The organism is Campylobacter sp. RM9331 (genome assembly GCF_020137685.1).
In the GTDB taxonomy this organism is placed as follows: Bacteria; Campylobacterota; Campylobacteria; order Campylobacterales; family Campylobacteraceae; genus Campylobacter_E.
Map to the genome: position 1 here is coordinate 109,149 of NZ_JACGBA010000002.1, position 17,789 is coordinate 126,937.

Genomic DNA, 17,789 nt, shown 5'->3' on the forward strand with positions numbered 1-17,789 from the left:
TTAACCCTTAATAATATAATCAGCAATTTTTTTAGCGTGATTTAAAGCAGTTATTATGCTTTCTCCATTTTTACTAGCAATATCTCCTGCTACGAAAATATTTTTAACATTACTTTGCATATTTGTATCAAAAGTAGGAACGCCTTTATCATCAATTTCTATTCCACTATTTGTTAGAAAATCAACTGGAGTAGAGCCACCAATTCCATAAATTATCCTATCAAAAATCTCTTTTTCACCATTAGTATAAGTAACTTCAGGTTTGTTATCTACTTCATTTACTTCGCTAATATCAGTTGCTAATTTTAAAGTAAGTTTTGCTTCATATACATTTTTATGATTTATTTCATTAATTCTACTAAATTCAGCTCTTCTATAGCATAATGTAACATTTGCTTTTTTGCTTAAATCAACAGCGTATTCAACAGCACTATTACCACCACCAACTACTAAGATTTTTTCATTTTCTTTAGCATCGTTTGCGTTAAAATTGATAACTTTACTTAATTTTGAAGGTAGTTTATAACTTGGTTTATTTGGTTTTCCCATTCTACCGATTGAAATTACTGCATTTTTTGTTTTAAATTCGCCTTTACTTGAATATACAACTAAATTTCCATCAACTTGCTTGATTTTCTCAACTTCATTTGAAAACATTACTTCAAAAGAACCATCGCAAAGGCTTGTAAATAATTCTAATGAGCTTTCTTTTGTTCCATCTTCAAAAGGTATATTTCCTAAGTTTGGAATATCAATTTTATTATAAACTTTATCAACTCTTTTTCCATCTTTATAATAAGTTCTAAAAGTTTGACAATTCTCTGCTGCTTTTTCTATTAATAAAACATTTTTTAAACCATTTTTATGTGCTTCATAAGCACTTGCAATTCCCGCTGGACCTGCACCTATTACTACTAAATCATATAGCATTTAAGCTCCTTTATTAATTTTTTTGCTCTATATTAAGCATAAATTTTAAATTACAAGTAAAGATATGGAGAACAAATGAGAATTTTTACAGGACTTCAGCCAAGTGGGGATTTGCATATAGGCAATTATTTTGGAGCAATAGCTCCAATGATGAAAAGACAAAATGATAATGAAATGATAATGTTTATTGCAAATTATCACGCTATGACAAGTATTTTAAAGGATAAAAAAACAGCTAGTAATTTTAAAGATAATATTAACAAAGCAGCAGCTGCATTTTTAGCTTTAGGATTAAATCCAAATAAAAGTATATTTTATTTACAAAGTGATGTTAAAGAAGTCTTAGAACTTTATTGGATACTATCGCAATTTACTCCTATGGGATTACTTGAAAGAGCACATTCATATAAGGATAAAATAGCAAAAGGTCTTAGTGCAAATCACGGCTTATTTTCATATCCTGTTTTAATGGCGGCTGATATTTTATTGTTTGATGCACCATTAGTTCCTGTTGGAAAAGACCAAATTCAACACCTAGAAATCACAAGAGATATTGCAATTAAATTTAATAATGAATTTGGAAATGTATTTACTATCCCTGAAGCATTAGTTGATGAAAATACTCAAACAATAGTAGGCACAGATGGTGCTAAAATGAGTAAAAGTTATGGCAATACTATTGATATTTTCACAAGTTATAAACAACTTAAAAAACAAGTAAATAAAATAGTAAGCGATAGCACTCCTATTGAAGAGCCTAAGGATTGGAAAAATTGTAATATATATAAAATTGCTGAATTATTTTTAGATGAAAATGATTTAGCAAGTCTTCGTGCAAGGTATGAAAAAGGTGGAGAAGGATACGGACATTTTAAATTGTATTTATGTGATGTTATTTGGGAGTATTTTGACAAGGCTAGAAGTGAGTATGAAAGATTATTGCAAGGTAAAGAAATTGCTGATATATTAAACGATGGTGCAAAAAAAGCTAGTATATTAGCGCAAAATAAAATGCAACAAGTTTATAAAGCTTTAAGTTTATAAGGAGAAATTATGATAGATTTAAGAAAAATTGAAGAAAATTATGAAGTTTTTAATCAAAAATTAAAAGCAAAAAAAGTAGATGATGGAGTTTTAAAAAGTTTATTAGATAGCTACAATGATACAAAAGCGTTAAAAATAGAATTAGAAAACGCTCAAAGTTTTCAAAACAAATTCTCAAAAGAAATGGGACTTAAAGCAAAATCAGGAGAAGATATAAGTGAGCTTAAAAAGTCTTTAGATGAAAATAAGAAAAAAATAGCTGAATTAAACGAAAAAGTAAGCATAAGTGAAGCTAAATTAAATGAAATTGCAGCTTGTATTCCAAATTTAATAGCTGATTGTGTGCCTATTGGAAATGATGAAGAAGAAAATGTAGAGATTAAAAAGGTATTAATTCCACCAACATTTAATTTCACTCCAAAAGACCATCACGATTTAGGTGTAGCACTTGGTTGGCTTGATTTTGAGCGTGGTGTAAAAGTTGCTAAAAGTCGTTTTGTAGCTTTACGCGGTGAAGGTGCAAGACTTGAAAGAGCATTATATAATTATATGATAGATTTTAACCGCTCAAGAGGATTTGAGTTTGTAAATACTCCTTATATTGTAAATGCTAATACTATGTTTGGCACAGGACAATTACCTAAATTTAAAGATGATTTATTCAAAATTGATGGCGAAGAATTGTATTTAATCCCTACAAGTGAAGTTAGTGTAACAAATCTATATAATGATGAAATTATACCTTTAAATGAATTGCCTATCAAAATGACTTGCTATTCACCTTGTTTTAGAAAAGAAGCAGGAAGTGCAGGGCGTGATACAAAAGGAATTATCCGCCAACACCAATTCGGAAAAGTTGAACTTGTAAGCATTAGCACTCAAGAAGATAGTGATAAAGTATTTGAAGATATGCTTAGTTGTGCAAGTGATTTATTAACAAGCTTAGGTTTAGCTCATAGACATTTAATGCTTTGTAGTGGGGATTTGGGCTTTAGTGCAGGAAAAACAGTTGATTTAGAAGTGTGGCTACCAGCACAAAATAAATATCGTGAAATTAGCTCTGTTAGTAATTGCTATGATTTTCAAGCAAGACGCGCAAAAATAAGATATAAAGATGAAAATGGTAAAAACAAATTAGCTCATACACTAAATGGTTCAAGCCTTGCAGTAGGTAGGACTTTAGTAGCTATTATGGAAAATTATCAAAGAGAAGATGGCACAATAGCAATACCTGAAGTATTACAAAAATATATGTAAGATAAAGTATGGCAGAAGAACAAGTAATTGTTATTGAAGAAGGAAATACTCTTCCAGTAAAACAAAGTAAGTTCAGCAAAAAAAGTATAATTTTAATCGCTGGACTTTCTTTACTTATTATTATTTTATTAGTAGTTTTACTTTTTTTAATTTTTACTCAAGATAAGTCAAAAGAAATTAAAGTTGAGCAAAATGAGCTAATAGAACCAAAAATAAGCATTCAACAATTTAAAAGCCAAAAATTAGATTTAATGGTGGCAAAAGCCAATGCTTTATATGAGAGTGGAAACAAAAGTGAAGCTTTAAAAATATATGAAAATATAGCTAAATATAATGAGAGTTTTTCGCATTATAATTTAGGAGTTTCAAGAATGAAACAAGCAAACTATAAAGGAGCTTTAGAGAGTTTTCAAAAGGCTTTAGAAAATAATGAAAATAACACGGTGGCTGCTTTAAATGCTGCTGTTTGTGCTTTAAAATTACAAAAAGATAAAGAATTTAAATATTATATAGATTTAGCATATTCTTATTTAAGTAATGAAAAAAACTCAAGCCTTTATTATTATTACTTGGGTTTAGTGAATTTTTATAAAGGATTTTATCCTGAAGCTTTACAAGCATTAAATAAACAAATCCATCCACTTTATCAAAACGACGCAAGATATTTAAGAGCAAAAATATTAAGCTCATTTAATAAAAGTTCTGATTCTATAAGAGAGATTAATTTACAAGATTCTTATGATAAAAATTTATCTTTAGGATTACTTTATGCAAGAAATGCTGAATATAACAAAGCAAGATTTTATTTAAAAAATGCACTTGAAAAAAGAATAAAACCAAAAGAGACAAAATTAGCTTTAGCTTTAGTTGATATAAAATTAGCAGAATATCAAGAAGCTTCAAGGTTTTTAAAAGAATTAGAGAAAAATGATTTAGAGTGGCTTAAGTCAAGTTATAATGTCAAAACAACCATAGATGATAGGATATTTGATATAAATTACGCTCAACATACTTATGAAAAAACCTTTATAGATTCAAAGCAACAAAAATATGATTTGATATTTTATTTTTCGCCTTTTAAAGTATTTGATGCGACAAGTGCAACTAAGATGATAAATAAGGCAAATGTTAATATTTACTTAGATGATTTAGATAAAAGCTCAAATTATCTTAAAAATAGTCAAACTTTATCAAAGATAAATATACAAATTACAAAAGCTTTAAATTATGCTTTTAGTTATGATATAAAGAGTGCTAGTGAATTATTAGAAGAATTAGTAAAGCTTTATCCGCAGCATAGTATTTTGCAATATGATTTAGGTTTAGCATATGCACTCTTAGGCAAATATGATTTAGCAAAAAAGCACTTTTTAGCTAGTTATCATTTAGACCCTAAGGATTTAAGAGCAGGAATTTATGCTTTATTTTGTTCGGATTTGTTATATGATGATACTACGAAATTAGAGCAAGATTTACAATATAATTTAAATTATGTTGAAGATGAAAAAGATAGAAATTATTATTTAGCATTGTTTTCAATTAAGAAAAAAGATTATGTAAATATGCAAGGTTTTTTGAACCAAACTAATACAAATAATATTAGTAATATTAGTTTAGAAATTCTTGGATTTTATATGCAAAATGATTACGATAAGATGATAGATAAATCAAAAGTTTTAATAGACTTAAGTGATAATGACATAATCGCAAATATTTTATATTTTTCTTTAAAAAACAATAAAAAAGATGTAAAAGCCTATGCTAAAGATGTTCAAATGTATTTTCTTAACAAAAAATTAGATTATCGCTCATTATTTGGTGGTGCTAAAATAGTAGGGTATAACTATGTAAAATTAATGCAGATTTCAGGTCTTTTACAACAAGAAAGAGAAAAATTAAAGCAATATTTAAAAACTAATGAAGACATAGGAGCTTTAAAAGCACTTGCTTATATAGATATTTATGCTAATGAATTTGAAGAGAGTTTTGCAATTTATAATAGTTTGATTGATGATTATCATATTGAAGATTCTGATATTTTATTTTTAGCTAGTGTTGCAGCTATTGGAGCAGGGCATAATAATTCAGCTATAGCCTTACTTGAGTTATCTCGTGTAAAAAATCCAAGCAATCTTGAATCAAGATTGGCTTTAGCTTTACTTTATCACGAAGCAAAAAATTATGAATCAGCTATATCGCAATATGAGAAAATGAATGATGAATACAAATCAGAGTTTTTTACATTTCAGATATTTAGATAAGATTTAGTTTTTAGTTAAATCTTATTATTTTCAATTTCTTTTAAAATATTTTTGCAAGCATTATTTAAAATCATATAAACTTCATCAAAATTATTTGTATACCAAGGGTCAGGCACATTTTTATATCCTAAATCACAATAAGAACATATTGGTTTTACTTTGTCTTTAAACTCATAAAAATTATTTAAAACATCTTTATAATTACTCTCGTCCATAGTAAGGATTAAATCATATTCTTGGCATAATTTTTTTGTGAGTTTTTTTGATACGAAATTATCGCATTCAATATTTTTATTTTTTAAAAGTTTTTTCGTGCCTATATGCATATCTTCTCCATCGTGATAACCTGCTGTTCCTGAACTTGTTATTTTAAATTCTTTATTTTTGCATAAGTCTTTCATAATAAACTCAGCCATAGGAGAGCGACAAATATTGCCTAAACATACAAACATTATCTTCATTTTATTCCTTTATAAAACTTATTCTATATTTTCTTTAAAGCTAGTTAGCTCACTCATATTGATTTTTGAAAACTCGGTTGGAAGTCTTGGTTCATAAGGTATTCTTTGTAATGCAATATCAGCAACCGATTCTTTTTTAGCAGGTGCATTTACACTATAAAATGCCCTTTCAATTTGTATTAAATAAGATATGATATTTGCAATATGAGTAAATATTTTTGAGTTTTTATGAGTTTGTAGTTTTTCACAAAACTCATCTACAACCTCATTAATAATTCTTGAAAATAGCTCCTGACATAATTCATCATTATTTTTGCATAAAACACTACCTAGATAAAATAAAAAATTCATACTATCTTCATTATCGCTAAGATTTGTGTTTTTGATTAAATTAGCTCTTTTTAAAATTCCTGTTGCAATTATTCTCATTTTGCCATTATCACGCCCTTCATCATAAAAACTAGCATCAGTAGGCACATTTACATAAGAAAAATCATAAAAAACAGCATTTTGCTCATCTTTATAAGCTGCATAATCAGTATCTAAAATTACTTTAAAATCATCTTTTAAATCATCTAAATTATCATAAAAAAACTTAGCTTGTTCTCTTAAAGTATTAAAATCATCATTATTCATAAAGCTAATTGCTCTAGCACAAAATTCGTAAAAATATGACCTAGTTATATTTAATTCTTCGTTCATTTTAACCTTTCAAAAATTTATTTAATTTTTCTTCAAGTGGTGCAAAAAAACTATTTGTATCATCAAAAACTTGAGCTTGTTTTAGCATCATTATCTTAGCCTTACAATCAGCACAGCAATAAAGCGAGTATTTTTTCGTAACATCAGAGCTAAAAGCAGCCCCTAAAATACCAGCTATTTTATCAATTGATTTTTTAGTAGCAAATTCTTTACCACACTCAATACAAGCAAATAATTCATCTTTAGCTAAAGTTTTATGAGTAAAGCTAATCGGATTTAGTTCTAAAATATCATTTTGTATAAAAATAGTATCTTTTTCAGCACAAGAATTTATGCAATATCCACAACTTGTGCATAATGATGCGTTAAATTTAATAGCATTTTCTTTACTATCAGCTAAAATTGCGTTCGTATTACAAGCCCCAGCACAAGAAGCACAAAGGGTGCAAGTGCTTTCATTTATGCTAATTTTTGCATAATTTTTAGCAGTGATTACGCCTTTATCTAAATTATTTAACATAGAAGAGATTTTTAAGCCAAAAAGCTCTCTTTTATTTAATCTAAAATTACTTTCGCTTGATTTAAATTCTTTTATCAATTCATTTGGAATTTCATCTAAATTTGCATTTACATATATGGCTATTTTTCCTGTGATTGCCTTGCAAATATCATTTACTAAGTTGATTTTTTCGGCTAAAAATTCGCTAATATCTCCAACTATCGCAATGCTTTTACCACTTGTGTTTATTAAATGTAAAAGTATTAACTCATCTAATAAATCAAAAGGTATATTAAATGGTAAAAAATGCTTTATATTAAAATCATTATCATAATTTTGAGTTATTATTATTTGCTCGTTTTCATAGATTTTGCTGATTTCTTTTATGCAATCTTTATTAAACTCACAAAACTCAAGTGCATTAGTAGGACATACGCTTACGCATTTTGCACAATTAATACAATCAATTTCGCTTATTATGATTTTTTTATCATCAGTGCTTAAAGCCACGCTAGGACAGGCCTCAACGCACCAACCACAATGCTCACTCCTACGCCCATCTAATTGGCATAAACTTGAATTAAACTCAATCTTTCTTGTAAAGCTAATTTTACCCGTTAAAGAATTTAAATCTTGCAATATATTTTCATGATTTATTAATACTGCGTGATTGTTTAGTTTTGTTTGTGAAATAGCTAAATCACAATCTAATTCGCCTTCTTTAGTAACTACTACAAGTGAGCCAATCCCACCATAAACAAACTCAAATTCACTAACACAAACAGCCTTATAACCATTATCTATTAATTTGTTTTTTAAATCTTTATCATCAAATAATATGCAAATTCTTTTATCAATATTCGCATATAAATTAATCTCACTTGAATAATCATAATTAATAGCTCTTGCTTCATATAATTTTTCTAATTTTTCATTATTAAAAGCACTTGAGTTTTTTATATAAAAATCAATTTCAGGAGCATAGATTAAAGCATTTAAAGCCTTATCATTTGCTATTAGAAATTTCTCACTAGTAGGGCTATTTATAACGGCTATATTTTTGCCTAAATCATCTATAAAATCAGCCTTTTTTAAATATGCAAATTCTTTCATTTTTACCTTTCCTTGCTAGTATTTTAAAAAATATTTAAGGATTTTAAAATGCTACCACAAATATCAAAATTAATTAATGCCTTTAATGATAAACCTAGTTTTTTAGTTAGCTTTTTGGCTAAAGAATTAATAAATGAACTAAGAGCTACTAATAAAGAGCAAAGTTACGAGATGATACTCAAAGAGCTTAATGAAAGAATTAATAAAAGGCTATTAAAAGAGCCAAGAGCATTGATAAATGCTACTGGTGTGGTGCTTCATACAAATCTTGGTCGTGCTTTAATGAGTGAGAGTGATTATGATGAATTAAAGGCTTTTCATACTAATAATATTAATTTAGAATTTGATTTAGAAAGCAATGCAAGGGGTAAAAGAGATGAAAATCTCATATTTTATTTAAAAATGCTTTTTGGTTGCGAAGATGCACTTGTGGTAAATAATAACGCTGCTGCTGTGTTTTTAGTATTAAATACTTTAGGTAAAAACGAAGGTGTAATTACAAGTAGAGCCGAGCTAGTAGAAATTGGCGGGGGATTTAGAGTAAGCGATGTGATGCGTGAAAGTGGAGCAAGGCTTATTGAAGTAGGGACTACTAATAAGACTAAGATGAGCGATTATGAAGCTGAATTAAACAATGCAAAAATGATTTTAAAAACTCATAAATCAAACTTTTATATCGGTGGATTTAGTCAAGAAGTAGATGCGATTAGCCTAAATGATTTAGCTTGTAAAAATGAAAAAATATTTTATTATGATTTAGGTAGTGGCTATGTGGATTTAATAAATGATAGTTTAAGGGATGAACCTAGTGTAAAAAGCCTAATATCTAAAGGTATTAGCTTGGTTTCATTTAGTGGGGATAAATTATTTTCTAGCACTCAAGCAGGAATTATTTTAGGTAAAAAAGAACTAATTGAAAAATTACGCAAAAATCAGCTTTTAAGAATGTTTAGGCTAAATAAAACTAGCTTATTGATACTTACAAAAGCTGTTAAAAATTATTTAAATAAAGACTATGCAAATCTACCAAGCCTAGCTTTATTAAATGATACAAAATCTCAAGTTTTAAACAAAGCAAAAACCTTGCAAGAGCTAATCAATTTTGGCGAAATTATAGAGAGCAAAAGCCTAGTAGGGGGTGGCTCAATGCCTGAAAAATTACTAAGCGGCTATGCCTTAAAAATTAAGGCTAATAAAAGCAAGATAAACGAACTTTTAAATAAAGGCGTAGTGGCTAATTATGATAAAGATAGCATAATAATTGATTTAAGGAGCGTTTTACCTAATCAATTAGAATGCTTAGCAAATATTATAAAAGAAGTTTTAAAGGATTAAATATGGAATTTACTTTATTAAATCAAGATGAAGTTGCGATTAATCTAAGTGATTTTCGCGGTAAAAAGGTGATAGTGTTTTTCTATCCAAAAGCTTACACTCCAGGTTGTACTAAGCAAAATTGTGAATTAAGTGAGAGTTTTGATAAATTGCTTAATGCAGGATATGTGCTGATTGGAATTAGTCCTGATAAGTGTGAAAAACTAGCGAAATTTAAAGCTGAATACGGCTTAAATCAGATTTTATTAAGCGATGAATTTAAAGAAGTGGCTAAGCTATTTGGTGCTTGGGGGATTAAGAAAAATTATGGTAAAGAATACGAAGGGCTTATTCGCTCGTGCTTTATCCTAGATGAAAACGGCGAAATCATTAAAGAATACAAAAATCACAAAGCAACAGGTTTTGCCGCAAGACTTAATAAGGATTTATTAGGAGAATAATTAGATTTTAGCCTTAACGGCTAAAATCAAAAAAATATAATTTATTTTTCCATAATTGCTACTATTTTCTCTTTTTAAATATATTCTATAATGTGAAATACTATATAAATTCTAATTTTAAATTCCTTTTGTTTTTATAAAAACTGCTAAGATAATTAAAAAATTAAAGGATATTTATGAATAAAAATATTTTAGATAGCTTAGATTTATCAGATAAGCAGAGTTTTGCTGATGGGCTAAAGGCGTTAATTGAGCAAACTTATGTAGTAGAGAATGAATACAAGGCTTTAAAGACTTCTTATGATAGTTTAATGCTAATGATAAATGAAATTATTGAGATTTTACCAAGTGCTATTTGGGTTTTGGATGAAAATCAAAATCTAGTAGTGAAAAATAAATTAGCAAGTGATGAATTATTTAGGCAAATTGACCTTAATAAAGAGCATTATGAATTAGAATTTTTAAACAATTTTTATCAAATCAAATCTATAAAATACGCTGATAAGCACCTAATAATGGCTACAAATATTACTAAAGAAAAGCGAGATGAAAGGCTTGTTTCTATGGGTCAAGTAGCGGCTAATTTAGCTCACGAGATTAGAAATCCAATAGGCTCGGTTTCGCTTTTAGCGGGGGTGCTTTTTAGTAAAGTTGAGCTTAAAAATAAACATATTGTAATGCAAATGCAAGATGCGATTAAAAGGGTTGAGAGAATAATTGAGAGCACTTTGCTTTTTACTCGTGGGTTTAAGCTAAATAAATATGAGTTCAATTTGCAAGAATTTGAAAACGAATGCCAAAATGTCTTTAATACCTATAATAATAGTGATGAAATAATTCTAAGTGAATGCACTTTTGCTCCATTTACAATTAGTGCTGATAAGTCTTTAATAAGCTTAGTTTTAAGTAATTTAATCTATAACGCAATTGATGCTTGTGAAGAAAATGGCACTATCAAAGTCAAAGGAGAAATTATAAATAATATATATAAAATTAGTGTTTTTGATAGTGGCGAAAAGATAGCAAATCTTACTAATCTTTTTGAAGCATTCAATACAACTAAGCTAAAAGGCAATGGCTTAGGCTTAGCATTATGCAAACAAATCTGCAACGCTCACAATGCAAACATATACTATTGCAACGAGCCTAAGAGCTTTTGCGTGGAATTTAAATTAGATATTTAATAATTCATTGATTATTAAATATCTTAATTATTTCATCTAAATAATCATTTATCCCATCTTCTAAACTATAAATTGGTCTATATGAAAAACTATCATCTAGCTTTGCTTCAGTATGAAATTGATAAGCGTTGGTGTAAGGATTTGGGATATATGTTTTTTGCAATCTTTCTTTTAAAATTCCACGCTTTATTAATAAATCTTGCAAAATATCTACAATACTCTCAAAACTCCTAGCCTTGCCACTACCTACATTATAAACTCCACCATTAGCATTCATTGCAGCGATATTTGCATTTGTAACATCTTTTATATATACAAAATCTCTAAAGATTTTATCACTTCCAACGAAAAGTTTAGGAGAGTTGTTGTTTAGGATTTGCAAACCAAATTGTAAAATCATAGAAGCGGTTGTATCTTTATAAAATTCATTTTTACCATAAACATTGAAATATCTAAGCCCTACAGCTCCTGTATCTTTAGCGATTTTATCCATAGTTAGTTTTGAAAAAGCATAAGGATTTTTAGGCATTTCATTAAGCCCTACGGTTTGTGGGCTTGGTGCATCTCCATAGACACTAGCACTACTTGCGTAAATTAATTTTGCATTGTGTTTTTTAGCTAGAGCTATAATTTTATAAAAAGTATTAATATTACTTTTAAATACTATTTCTTCATCATAAACGGTAGTATCAGAAATAGCAGCAAAATGATAAATCACATTAGGAGCAAAACTATCAATCATTGCATAAAACTCATCATCTAATAAATTAGCTGAATATATTAAGCCATCAAATTCTAAAAGATTTTTATAAGTTCCAAAATATTTTCTTTTATTGTTTGAAAATCTTTCATTATTATCAAAATTATCAATTACTAAAACTTTATGATTTTTACATAATTCATTTGCTAGATTTGAGCCTATAAATCCAGCTCCACCTGTTATTACTATATTCATATTTATCCTTTATTTGCTTTTTTGAGCGTTTGTTTTAGCGTCTTTTATAAAGTTTAAAAACTCGTTTATTTTATCGTAATTATCAAATGATACTTGTTTTTTAATAAGCATTTTTACTAATTTTTCATTTGCCAAATACTCATCATCCATCTCTTGTGCTTTTTGCACTAAAGCTCTTAACATAATTTCTTCATTCATAAAAACTCCTAATAAATAGCACTAATTCTATCAATATCATCCCAAGTAAGTGAGTTATTTTTATAATTTAGCATTCTATGAACATATCTTGCCAAAATATCAGTTTCTACATTTACTAAATCATTGATTTTATACGAATTAAATAAAGTATCTTTTAAAGTAATATCAATTATTGTAAGTCTTATAGAATTGTTTAAAACTTCATTGATAGTAAGGCTTACTCCATCAATTGCGATGCTGCCTTTATTACACACAAAAGGCATTAATTTTTCATCAAGACTTATATAAAAATCTATCCCACTAGCAAGCTTATTTATCCTAATGATTTTACCAAGCCCATCAATATGCCCACTTAAAATATGCCCATCAATCCTATCTCCTACTTGCATTGCTAATTCAGTATGCACTTTTTCACCTACTTTAAAAGGTTTGATTATTTTTTGAGTTTCACTACTAAGATTTAGACTAAAGCCATCACTATGAGTTTTTATCACACTAAGACAAGCTCCATTAGTTGCTACGCTATCTCCTATGTTTGGTTTTAGTTTTGAAATTAATCTTAATTCATTATTTGAATAGTTTTTTATAAAGCCACATTCTCTTATTAAACCATTAAACATTTTTATCCTTTACAATAAGCTTAGTGTATTATAAAAAAAAGGATTAATGATGTATGATATTATAGTAATTGGTGCTGGTCATGCTGGTGTTGAAGCAGCACACGCAAGTGCTAAAATGGGTAAAAAAACACTACTTCTTACGATTTTAAACGATAGAATTGGAGCAACTTCTTGCAATCCTGCAATAGGCGGACTTGCAAAAGGGCATTTAGTAAAAGAAATAGCTGCACTTGGCGGAATTATGCCAAAGATTACTGATTTAAGTGCGATTAATTACAAGACTTTAAATGAGAGCAAAGGTGCAGCTGTTCGTGGAACTAGAGCTCAAATAGATATGGATGAATACAATAAAAATGCTAAAAATATATTATTAAATATGCCTAATTTAGACATTTCTCAAGAAATGGTTACAGAGCTTTTAGTAAAAGATAATGAAGCTTATGGAGTAAAAACAGAGCTTAATAAAACTTATGAAGCTAAGAAAATAATTTTATGCAGCGGGACATTTTTAAATGGTTTAATTCATGTAGGTTTAAGCAAGATAAAAAGTGGTCGTGTAGGAGAGCTTAGTGCTAGTGAGTTAGGCGATAATTTAGCTGCTTTAGGGCTTAATCGTGGAAGGCTTAAAACTGGAACTTGTCCTAGAATTGCAGCAAGTAGTATTGATTTTAGCGTATTAGAAACTCAAGAAAGCGATTTAAATACTAAAGGATTTAGCTTAGAATTTACTTCTCATACATTGCCGCAACTTCCTTGCTATATAGCGCATACAAATACAACAACTCATGATATTATCCGTTCAAATTTTGATAAAGCTCCTATGTTTACAGGACAAATTAAAGGAGTTGGCCCTAGATATTGTCCTAGTATAGAAGATAAAATCAATCGTTTTGCGGATAAAGAAAGTCATCATTTATTTATTGAGCCACAGACAAAAGAAGCTACAGAATATTATATAAATGGTTTTTCAACTTCTTTACCATTTGAAGTTCAACATTCAATGATACGCTCGGTTAAAGGCTTTGAAAATGCTAAAATCACAAGACACGGCTATGCAATAGAATATGATTATTTTGACCCACTTGATTTGTTTCATACTTTAGAAAGTAAAATTATTAAAAACTTCTATCTAGCAGGTCAAGTAAATGGGACAACTGGTTATGAAGAAGCAGCAGCTCAAGGGCTTATGGCAGCTATAAATGCAAGTTTGGCAATTGATAATAAAGATGGGCTTGTGTTACGCCGTGATGAAGGATATATTGGTGTTTTAATTGATGATTTAGTTACAAAAGGCACAAAAGAGCCTTATAGAATGTTTACAAGTAGGGCTGAGTTTAGATTATTACTTCGTGAAAGCAATGCAATCACAAGGCTTAATAAATACGCTTATGAGTGTGGTTTAAGAGATGAAAATAGCTTTAAATACTATGAAAATCAAATAAATGATATTAAAAAAGGTTTAGAGTTTTTATGTGAAAGCAGGGTTGTTCCTTCAAATTCTTTTAATGAATTATTAGCAAGTATTAATGAAGAGCCGATTTCTCAACCAACAACTCTTCAAAAAATTATAGCTCGTAGCACGATAACAAAGGAAAAAATGCTTTCTTTAGCACCAAGTTTGGCTAATTTAAATGATTTTGTTTTAGATGAAATTTTACTTGATGCAAAATATTATCATTATGTAAAATTGCAAGATGAAAGTATTCAAAATCAAGCGAATTTGATTAAGATTAAAATTCCAAATGATTTTACTTATCGTGGAATTAGTGGGCTTAGTAATGAAGTCGTAGAAAAACTTGAAAAAAATAAGCCTGATAATTTGTTTGATGCAAGTAGAATTAGTGGAATTACCCCAGCTGCAATTGATATTCTTCAAATTTATATTAAATTAAAGGCTAAAAATTGATTAGACATTTAAGTAAGTTTAAGAAATTTTATTCTTTTATAGTTTTATCAATTTTAATGATTATTTTTTCATTTTTTATAACTATAAAAGAAGTTGGTATTATCACAAGGCTAGATAATCTAACTCACGATATGTTTTTTAGAATTAATGCTTATTTTAATCATAATATTAAAGGTGATAGTAGAATTGCTATAGTTGATATTGATGAAAAAAGCTTAGCTAGTCTTGGGCAATGGCCTTGGGATAGAGATATTCTTGCTTGTTTGGTGTATAAATTAAATTCTGCTAGTGTGGTAGGATTTGATATTTATTTTGCAGAAAGTGATAAGCGTGGAGAAATTACTAAAAAGATGAATGATACGGAGTTTAATTCTTTAAACATTCCAAAATATCATTTTTGCCAACGCACTCAAGACACTGATAAAGCTTTTGCAATGGCACTTTCAAAGACAAATAGTATTTTAGCCTATGCTATAAACTTAGGCTCTTATATAAACGATACGGAAAAAAAATTAGCCCCATTAAGTAATCAAAGTATAGCTGAAGATAATATTGATTATTCATTGCTTGAACATGGCAAAAATATTACAGCAAGTATAGAAGAATTAAGTGATAATGCTTATGCAAATGGATTTGTTAATTCATATTCACATTTAGATAATGTAATCAGAAATGCCTTTATGATGATTTATTATGATGATGGTGAGTTTAAACAACTCTTGCCAAGTCTTAGTCTTGCAATGTATGCAAAATATCTAGGAATTGATGATATTAAAGCAATTGGGGATAATTTTAAAGATATACATTTAGTATTAGGAGATAAGGATAGCTTTGCAGTAAATGCTCACGCATTGCTTGGTTTATATTTTAAAGGAAAATCTCCGCATTATGATTATATTAGCGCTATTGATGTTTTAGATGGGACTATTAGTAAAGAGTTCTTTAAAGATAAAATAGTTTTAATTGGAACTAGCGTTGTAGGGCTTAATGATATTAGAAGCAATCCATTAGATGAAAACCTACCAGGTGTTGAAATCCACGCAAATGCGATAGATAATTTATTAAATGATGAATACCTAACAACCCCAAAATATTCATCTGAAATACTTTTAATTTCTTTATTATTAATAATTGCTCTTAGTGTTTCTTTTATGTATTTTAAAAGCATAATTTTACAAGTTTTATGGCATTTAATACTTTTAGCAACTATTATTTTAGGGCATTATTATTTTATAATTAGCAAGAAGTATTTACTTCATACATTTGAACTTATTTTGGTTTTAGCTATTATGGGAGTAATTGGGATATTAATTAACTTCTTTTTAGAAAGCAGACAAAAAGAATTTATAAAAGCTAAGCTAGAAAAAAAGGTTTCAAAAAGAGTAGCAGAGCAATTGATTAATACAGATAGCAATGTATTTAGCACAAGCAAAAGAGAAATATCAGTATTTTTTAGTGATATTAGAGATTTTACTACGATTAGTGAGAATATGGATGCTTCTGATTTGGTTAATTTCTTAAATAAATATATGACCCCTATGAGTGATATTATTTTTAAATACAATGGAACGGTTGATAAATATATAGGCGATGCTGTTATGGCGTATTTTAATGCTCCAAATGATTTAGAAAATCACGCTGATTGTGCTTTACAAGCTGCAATTGAGCAAATAAAAGCCTTAAAGCTTTTAAACGAAGATTGGGGCAAAAAAGGACTTCCTTATATAAATATAGGTATAGGAATTAACACAGGTGAATGTATTGTAGGGGAGATGGGAAGCCTTTCAAGAAGTGATTATACTTGCATAGGAGATGGGGTAAATACGGCAAGTAGGGTAGAGAGCTCTTGTAAAAACTATAAGGCAAATATCTTAATCTCTCATAACACTTTAGCAGCCTTAAAAGACGCTAGTATATATGAATTAGAATTAGTTGATGAATTAAAGCTAAAAGGTAAAGATGAAACTACTAAATTATATAAATGCAGTGGCTTTAAAGGAGAGAAATTAACTTTATGGCGTGAATAATTAGGAATTTAATTTCTAATTATTCTTTTACATAGTAAGTGCAAGTATTTGCATATACTTTTTTTAATTCATTATGACTTGGAACTAAATCAGCATGTCCTGCAAAAAACATTCCACCATCATTGAGATTTTTGACAAAATTATCAACCAAGCGGTATTTGTATTCTTCATTAAAATAAATCATCATATTTCTTGAAAGTATCACATCAAATTTACCTAATTCTAAAAATTTCTTATCAAATACATTCACAACTTCAAACTTAGCATTAGAAAAATATTGGCTTTTTATCACATATTCATCATTGTCTTGGTCAAAGTATTTTTTGATTAGATTATCATTTAGATTATATAATGAGCGTTTTGAATATCTTCTAGCTCTTGCTTTTTGAATAATTTCAGCATTTATATCTATTCCTAAGATTGAAAGATTAGTAATCCCTGCTTCATTTGCTAGCATTAGTATTGAATATACTTCTTCTCCACTTGAACTTGGAGCGCATAAAATTCTTCTTTTGCTAGGTTCTGCTCTTAGGATATAAATTAATTCATTAAGTTGTTTTAGTTCTCTATAAAAATAAGTTTCACAAACCGTTATTAAGTCAAATAATTCTTGTCTAATAGGAAGGTTTAAATCCATTTTATTAGTTAATTGAGAAAAAGAGCTTAAATTATTATTAGTGCAAAATTTGATTAATTTTGGTCTTATTGTTGTTTTTTTAACTTCTAAATCAATTCCACAAACTTGCCTAATTTTCAATAAAAGCATATCAAACTCATAATTATCATCGTGGAATTTAAACTCTTCTTTTTGTTGATTTTCTATATCTTTTTTATTTGATAAAAAACTAAACATAAAA

General features: G+C 28.3%; 16 protein-coding genes. 8 read left to right on the forward strand and 8 right to left on the reverse strand.

Annotated features, from left to right (window positions below; translation table 11 throughout):
* Positions 1 to 930, reverse strand: a complete 930-nt coding sequence (locus AVBRAN9331_RS01510; RefSeq protein WP_214116693.1) for an NAD(P)-binding domain-containing protein — start codon at positions 928 to 930, stop codon at positions 1 to 3.
* Between the two features lie 75 nt (positions 931 to 1,005).
* Here AVBRAN9331_RS01510 and trpS point away from each other — a divergent pair, with 75 nt between their 5' ends.
* Genes trpS through AVBRAN9331_RS01525 form a run of 3 tightly spaced genes read left to right on the forward strand, consistent with a single transcriptional unit; the run spans position 1,006 to position 5,492 of the window.
* Positions 1,006 to 1,974: a tryptophan--tRNA ligase gene (gene trpS, locus AVBRAN9331_RS01515; RefSeq protein ID WP_214116695.1), complete on the forward strand. Its 969-nt coding sequence runs from the start codon at positions 1,006 to 1,008 to the stop codon at positions 1,972 to 1,974.
* A gap of 9 nt (positions 1,975 to 1,983) precedes the next feature.
* Positions 1,984 to 3,231 (forward strand): serine--tRNA ligase, encoded by a 1,248-nt coding sequence (gene serS / locus AVBRAN9331_RS01520; RefSeq protein ID WP_336612281.1) that lies wholly within the window; start codon positions 1,984 to 1,986, stop codon positions 3,229 to 3,231.
* An 8-nt stretch (positions 3,232 to 3,239) separates the two neighbouring features.
* Positions 3,240 to 5,492 (forward strand): tetratricopeptide repeat protein, encoded by a 2,253-nt coding sequence (locus AVBRAN9331_RS01525; RefSeq protein WP_336612282.1) that lies wholly within the window; start codon positions 3,240 to 3,242, stop codon positions 5,490 to 5,492.
* 14 nt (positions 5,493 to 5,506) lie between these two features.
* Here the strand turns inward: AVBRAN9331_RS01525 and AVBRAN9331_RS01530 are convergent, their stop codons facing one another.
* Genes AVBRAN9331_RS01530 through AVBRAN9331_RS01540 form a run of 3 tightly spaced genes read right to left on the reverse strand, consistent with a single transcriptional unit; the run spans position 5,507 to position 8,267 of the window.
* Positions 5,507 to 5,953, reverse strand: a complete 447-nt coding sequence (locus tag AVBRAN9331_RS01530; RefSeq protein WP_214120053.1) for a low molecular weight protein-tyrosine-phosphatase — start codon at positions 5,951 to 5,953, stop codon at positions 5,507 to 5,509.
* An 18-nt stretch (positions 5,954 to 5,971) separates the two neighbouring features.
* Positions 5,972 to 6,655, reverse strand: coding sequence for a hypothetical protein (locus AVBRAN9331_RS01535; protein ID WP_336606918.1), 684 nt, complete (start codon positions 6,653 to 6,655; stop codon positions 5,972 to 5,974).
* 1 nt (position 6,656) lies between these two features.
* Complete coding sequence (locus AVBRAN9331_RS01540) at positions 6,657 to 8,267, reverse strand: 4Fe-4S binding protein (protein WP_267525513.1); 1,611 nt, start codon at positions 8,265 to 8,267, stop codon at positions 6,657 to 6,659.
* A gap of 48 nt (positions 8,268 to 8,315) precedes the next feature.
* Between AVBRAN9331_RS01540 and selA the strand changes: the two genes are divergently transcribed.
* The 3 genes from selA to AVBRAN9331_RS01555 all read left to right on the forward strand — a co-directional run bounded on the left by selA (position 8,316) and on the right by AVBRAN9331_RS01555 (position 11,226).
* On the forward strand, positions 8,316 to 9,602 hold the full coding sequence (selA, locus tag AVBRAN9331_RS01545) for an L-seryl-tRNA(Sec) selenium transferase (RefSeq protein ID WP_336607922.1): 1,287 nt from the start codon (positions 8,316 to 8,318) through the stop codon (positions 9,600 to 9,602).
* 2 nt (positions 9,603 to 9,604) lie between these two features.
* Positions 9,605 to 10,042 carry a thioredoxin-dependent thiol peroxidase gene (bcp, locus tag AVBRAN9331_RS01550; protein WP_214120049.1) on the forward strand — a complete coding sequence of 146 codons (438 nt, stop codon included), beginning with the start codon at positions 9,605 to 9,607 and terminating at the stop codon, positions 10,040 to 10,042.
* A gap of 176 nt (positions 10,043 to 10,218) precedes the next feature.
* Positions 10,219 to 11,226: a sensor histidine kinase gene (locus AVBRAN9331_RS01555; protein WP_214116717.1), complete on the forward strand. Its 1,008-nt coding sequence runs from the start codon at positions 10,219 to 10,221 to the stop codon at positions 11,224 to 11,226.
* A 4-nt stretch (positions 11,227 to 11,230) separates the two neighbouring features.
* Here the strand turns inward: AVBRAN9331_RS01555 and rfaD are convergent, their stop codons facing one another.
* Genes rfaD through AVBRAN9331_RS01570 form a run of 3 tightly spaced genes read right to left on the reverse strand, consistent with a single transcriptional unit; the run spans position 11,231 to position 12,999 of the window.
* A complete protein-coding gene (gene rfaD / locus AVBRAN9331_RS01560; RefSeq protein WP_336612283.1) occupies positions 11,231 to 12,181 on the reverse strand; it encodes an ADP-glyceromanno-heptose 6-epimerase in 951 nt (316 codons plus the stop codon).
* A 9-nt stretch (positions 12,182 to 12,190) separates the two neighbouring features.
* Positions 12,191 to 12,379: a hypothetical protein gene (locus AVBRAN9331_RS01565; protein WP_214120047.1), complete on the reverse strand. Its 189-nt coding sequence runs from the start codon at positions 12,377 to 12,379 to the stop codon at positions 12,191 to 12,193.
* Positions 12,380 to 12,387: 8 nt separating this feature from the next.
* On the reverse strand, positions 12,388 to 12,999 hold the full coding sequence (locus tag AVBRAN9331_RS01570; protein ID WP_336612284.1) for a riboflavin synthase: 612 nt from the start codon (positions 12,997 to 12,999) through the stop codon (positions 12,388 to 12,390).
* Between the two features lie 49 nt (positions 13,000 to 13,048).
* Here AVBRAN9331_RS01570 and mnmG point away from each other — a divergent pair, with 49 nt between their 5' ends.
* Both mnmG and AVBRAN9331_RS01580 read left to right on the forward strand, forming a co-directional pair.
* The gene (gene mnmG, locus AVBRAN9331_RS01575) at positions 13,049 to 14,905 is read left to right on the forward strand and encodes a tRNA uridine-5-carboxymethylaminomethyl(34) synthesis enzyme MnmG (protein WP_214116728.1); all 1,857 of its coding nucleotides are present in this window, start codon (positions 13,049 to 13,051) and stop codon (positions 14,903 to 14,905) included.
* Positions 14,902 to 16,932, forward strand: a complete 2,031-nt coding sequence (locus tag AVBRAN9331_RS01580; RefSeq protein ID WP_336612285.1) for a CHASE2 domain-containing protein — start codon at positions 14,902 to 14,904, stop codon at positions 16,930 to 16,932. Before mnmG ends, AVBRAN9331_RS01580 begins: the two co-directional genes overlap by 4 nt.
* Positions 16,933 to 16,951: 19 nt before the next feature.
* On the opposite strand, the gene AVBRAN9331_RS01585 is transcribed toward AVBRAN9331_RS01580, so the two are convergent.
* Complete coding sequence (locus tag AVBRAN9331_RS01585) at positions 16,952 to 17,785, reverse strand: CheR family methyltransferase (protein WP_214116732.1); 834 nt, start codon at positions 17,783 to 17,785, stop codon at positions 16,952 to 16,954.
* Between the last annotated feature and the right edge of the window lie 4 nt (positions 17,786 to 17,789).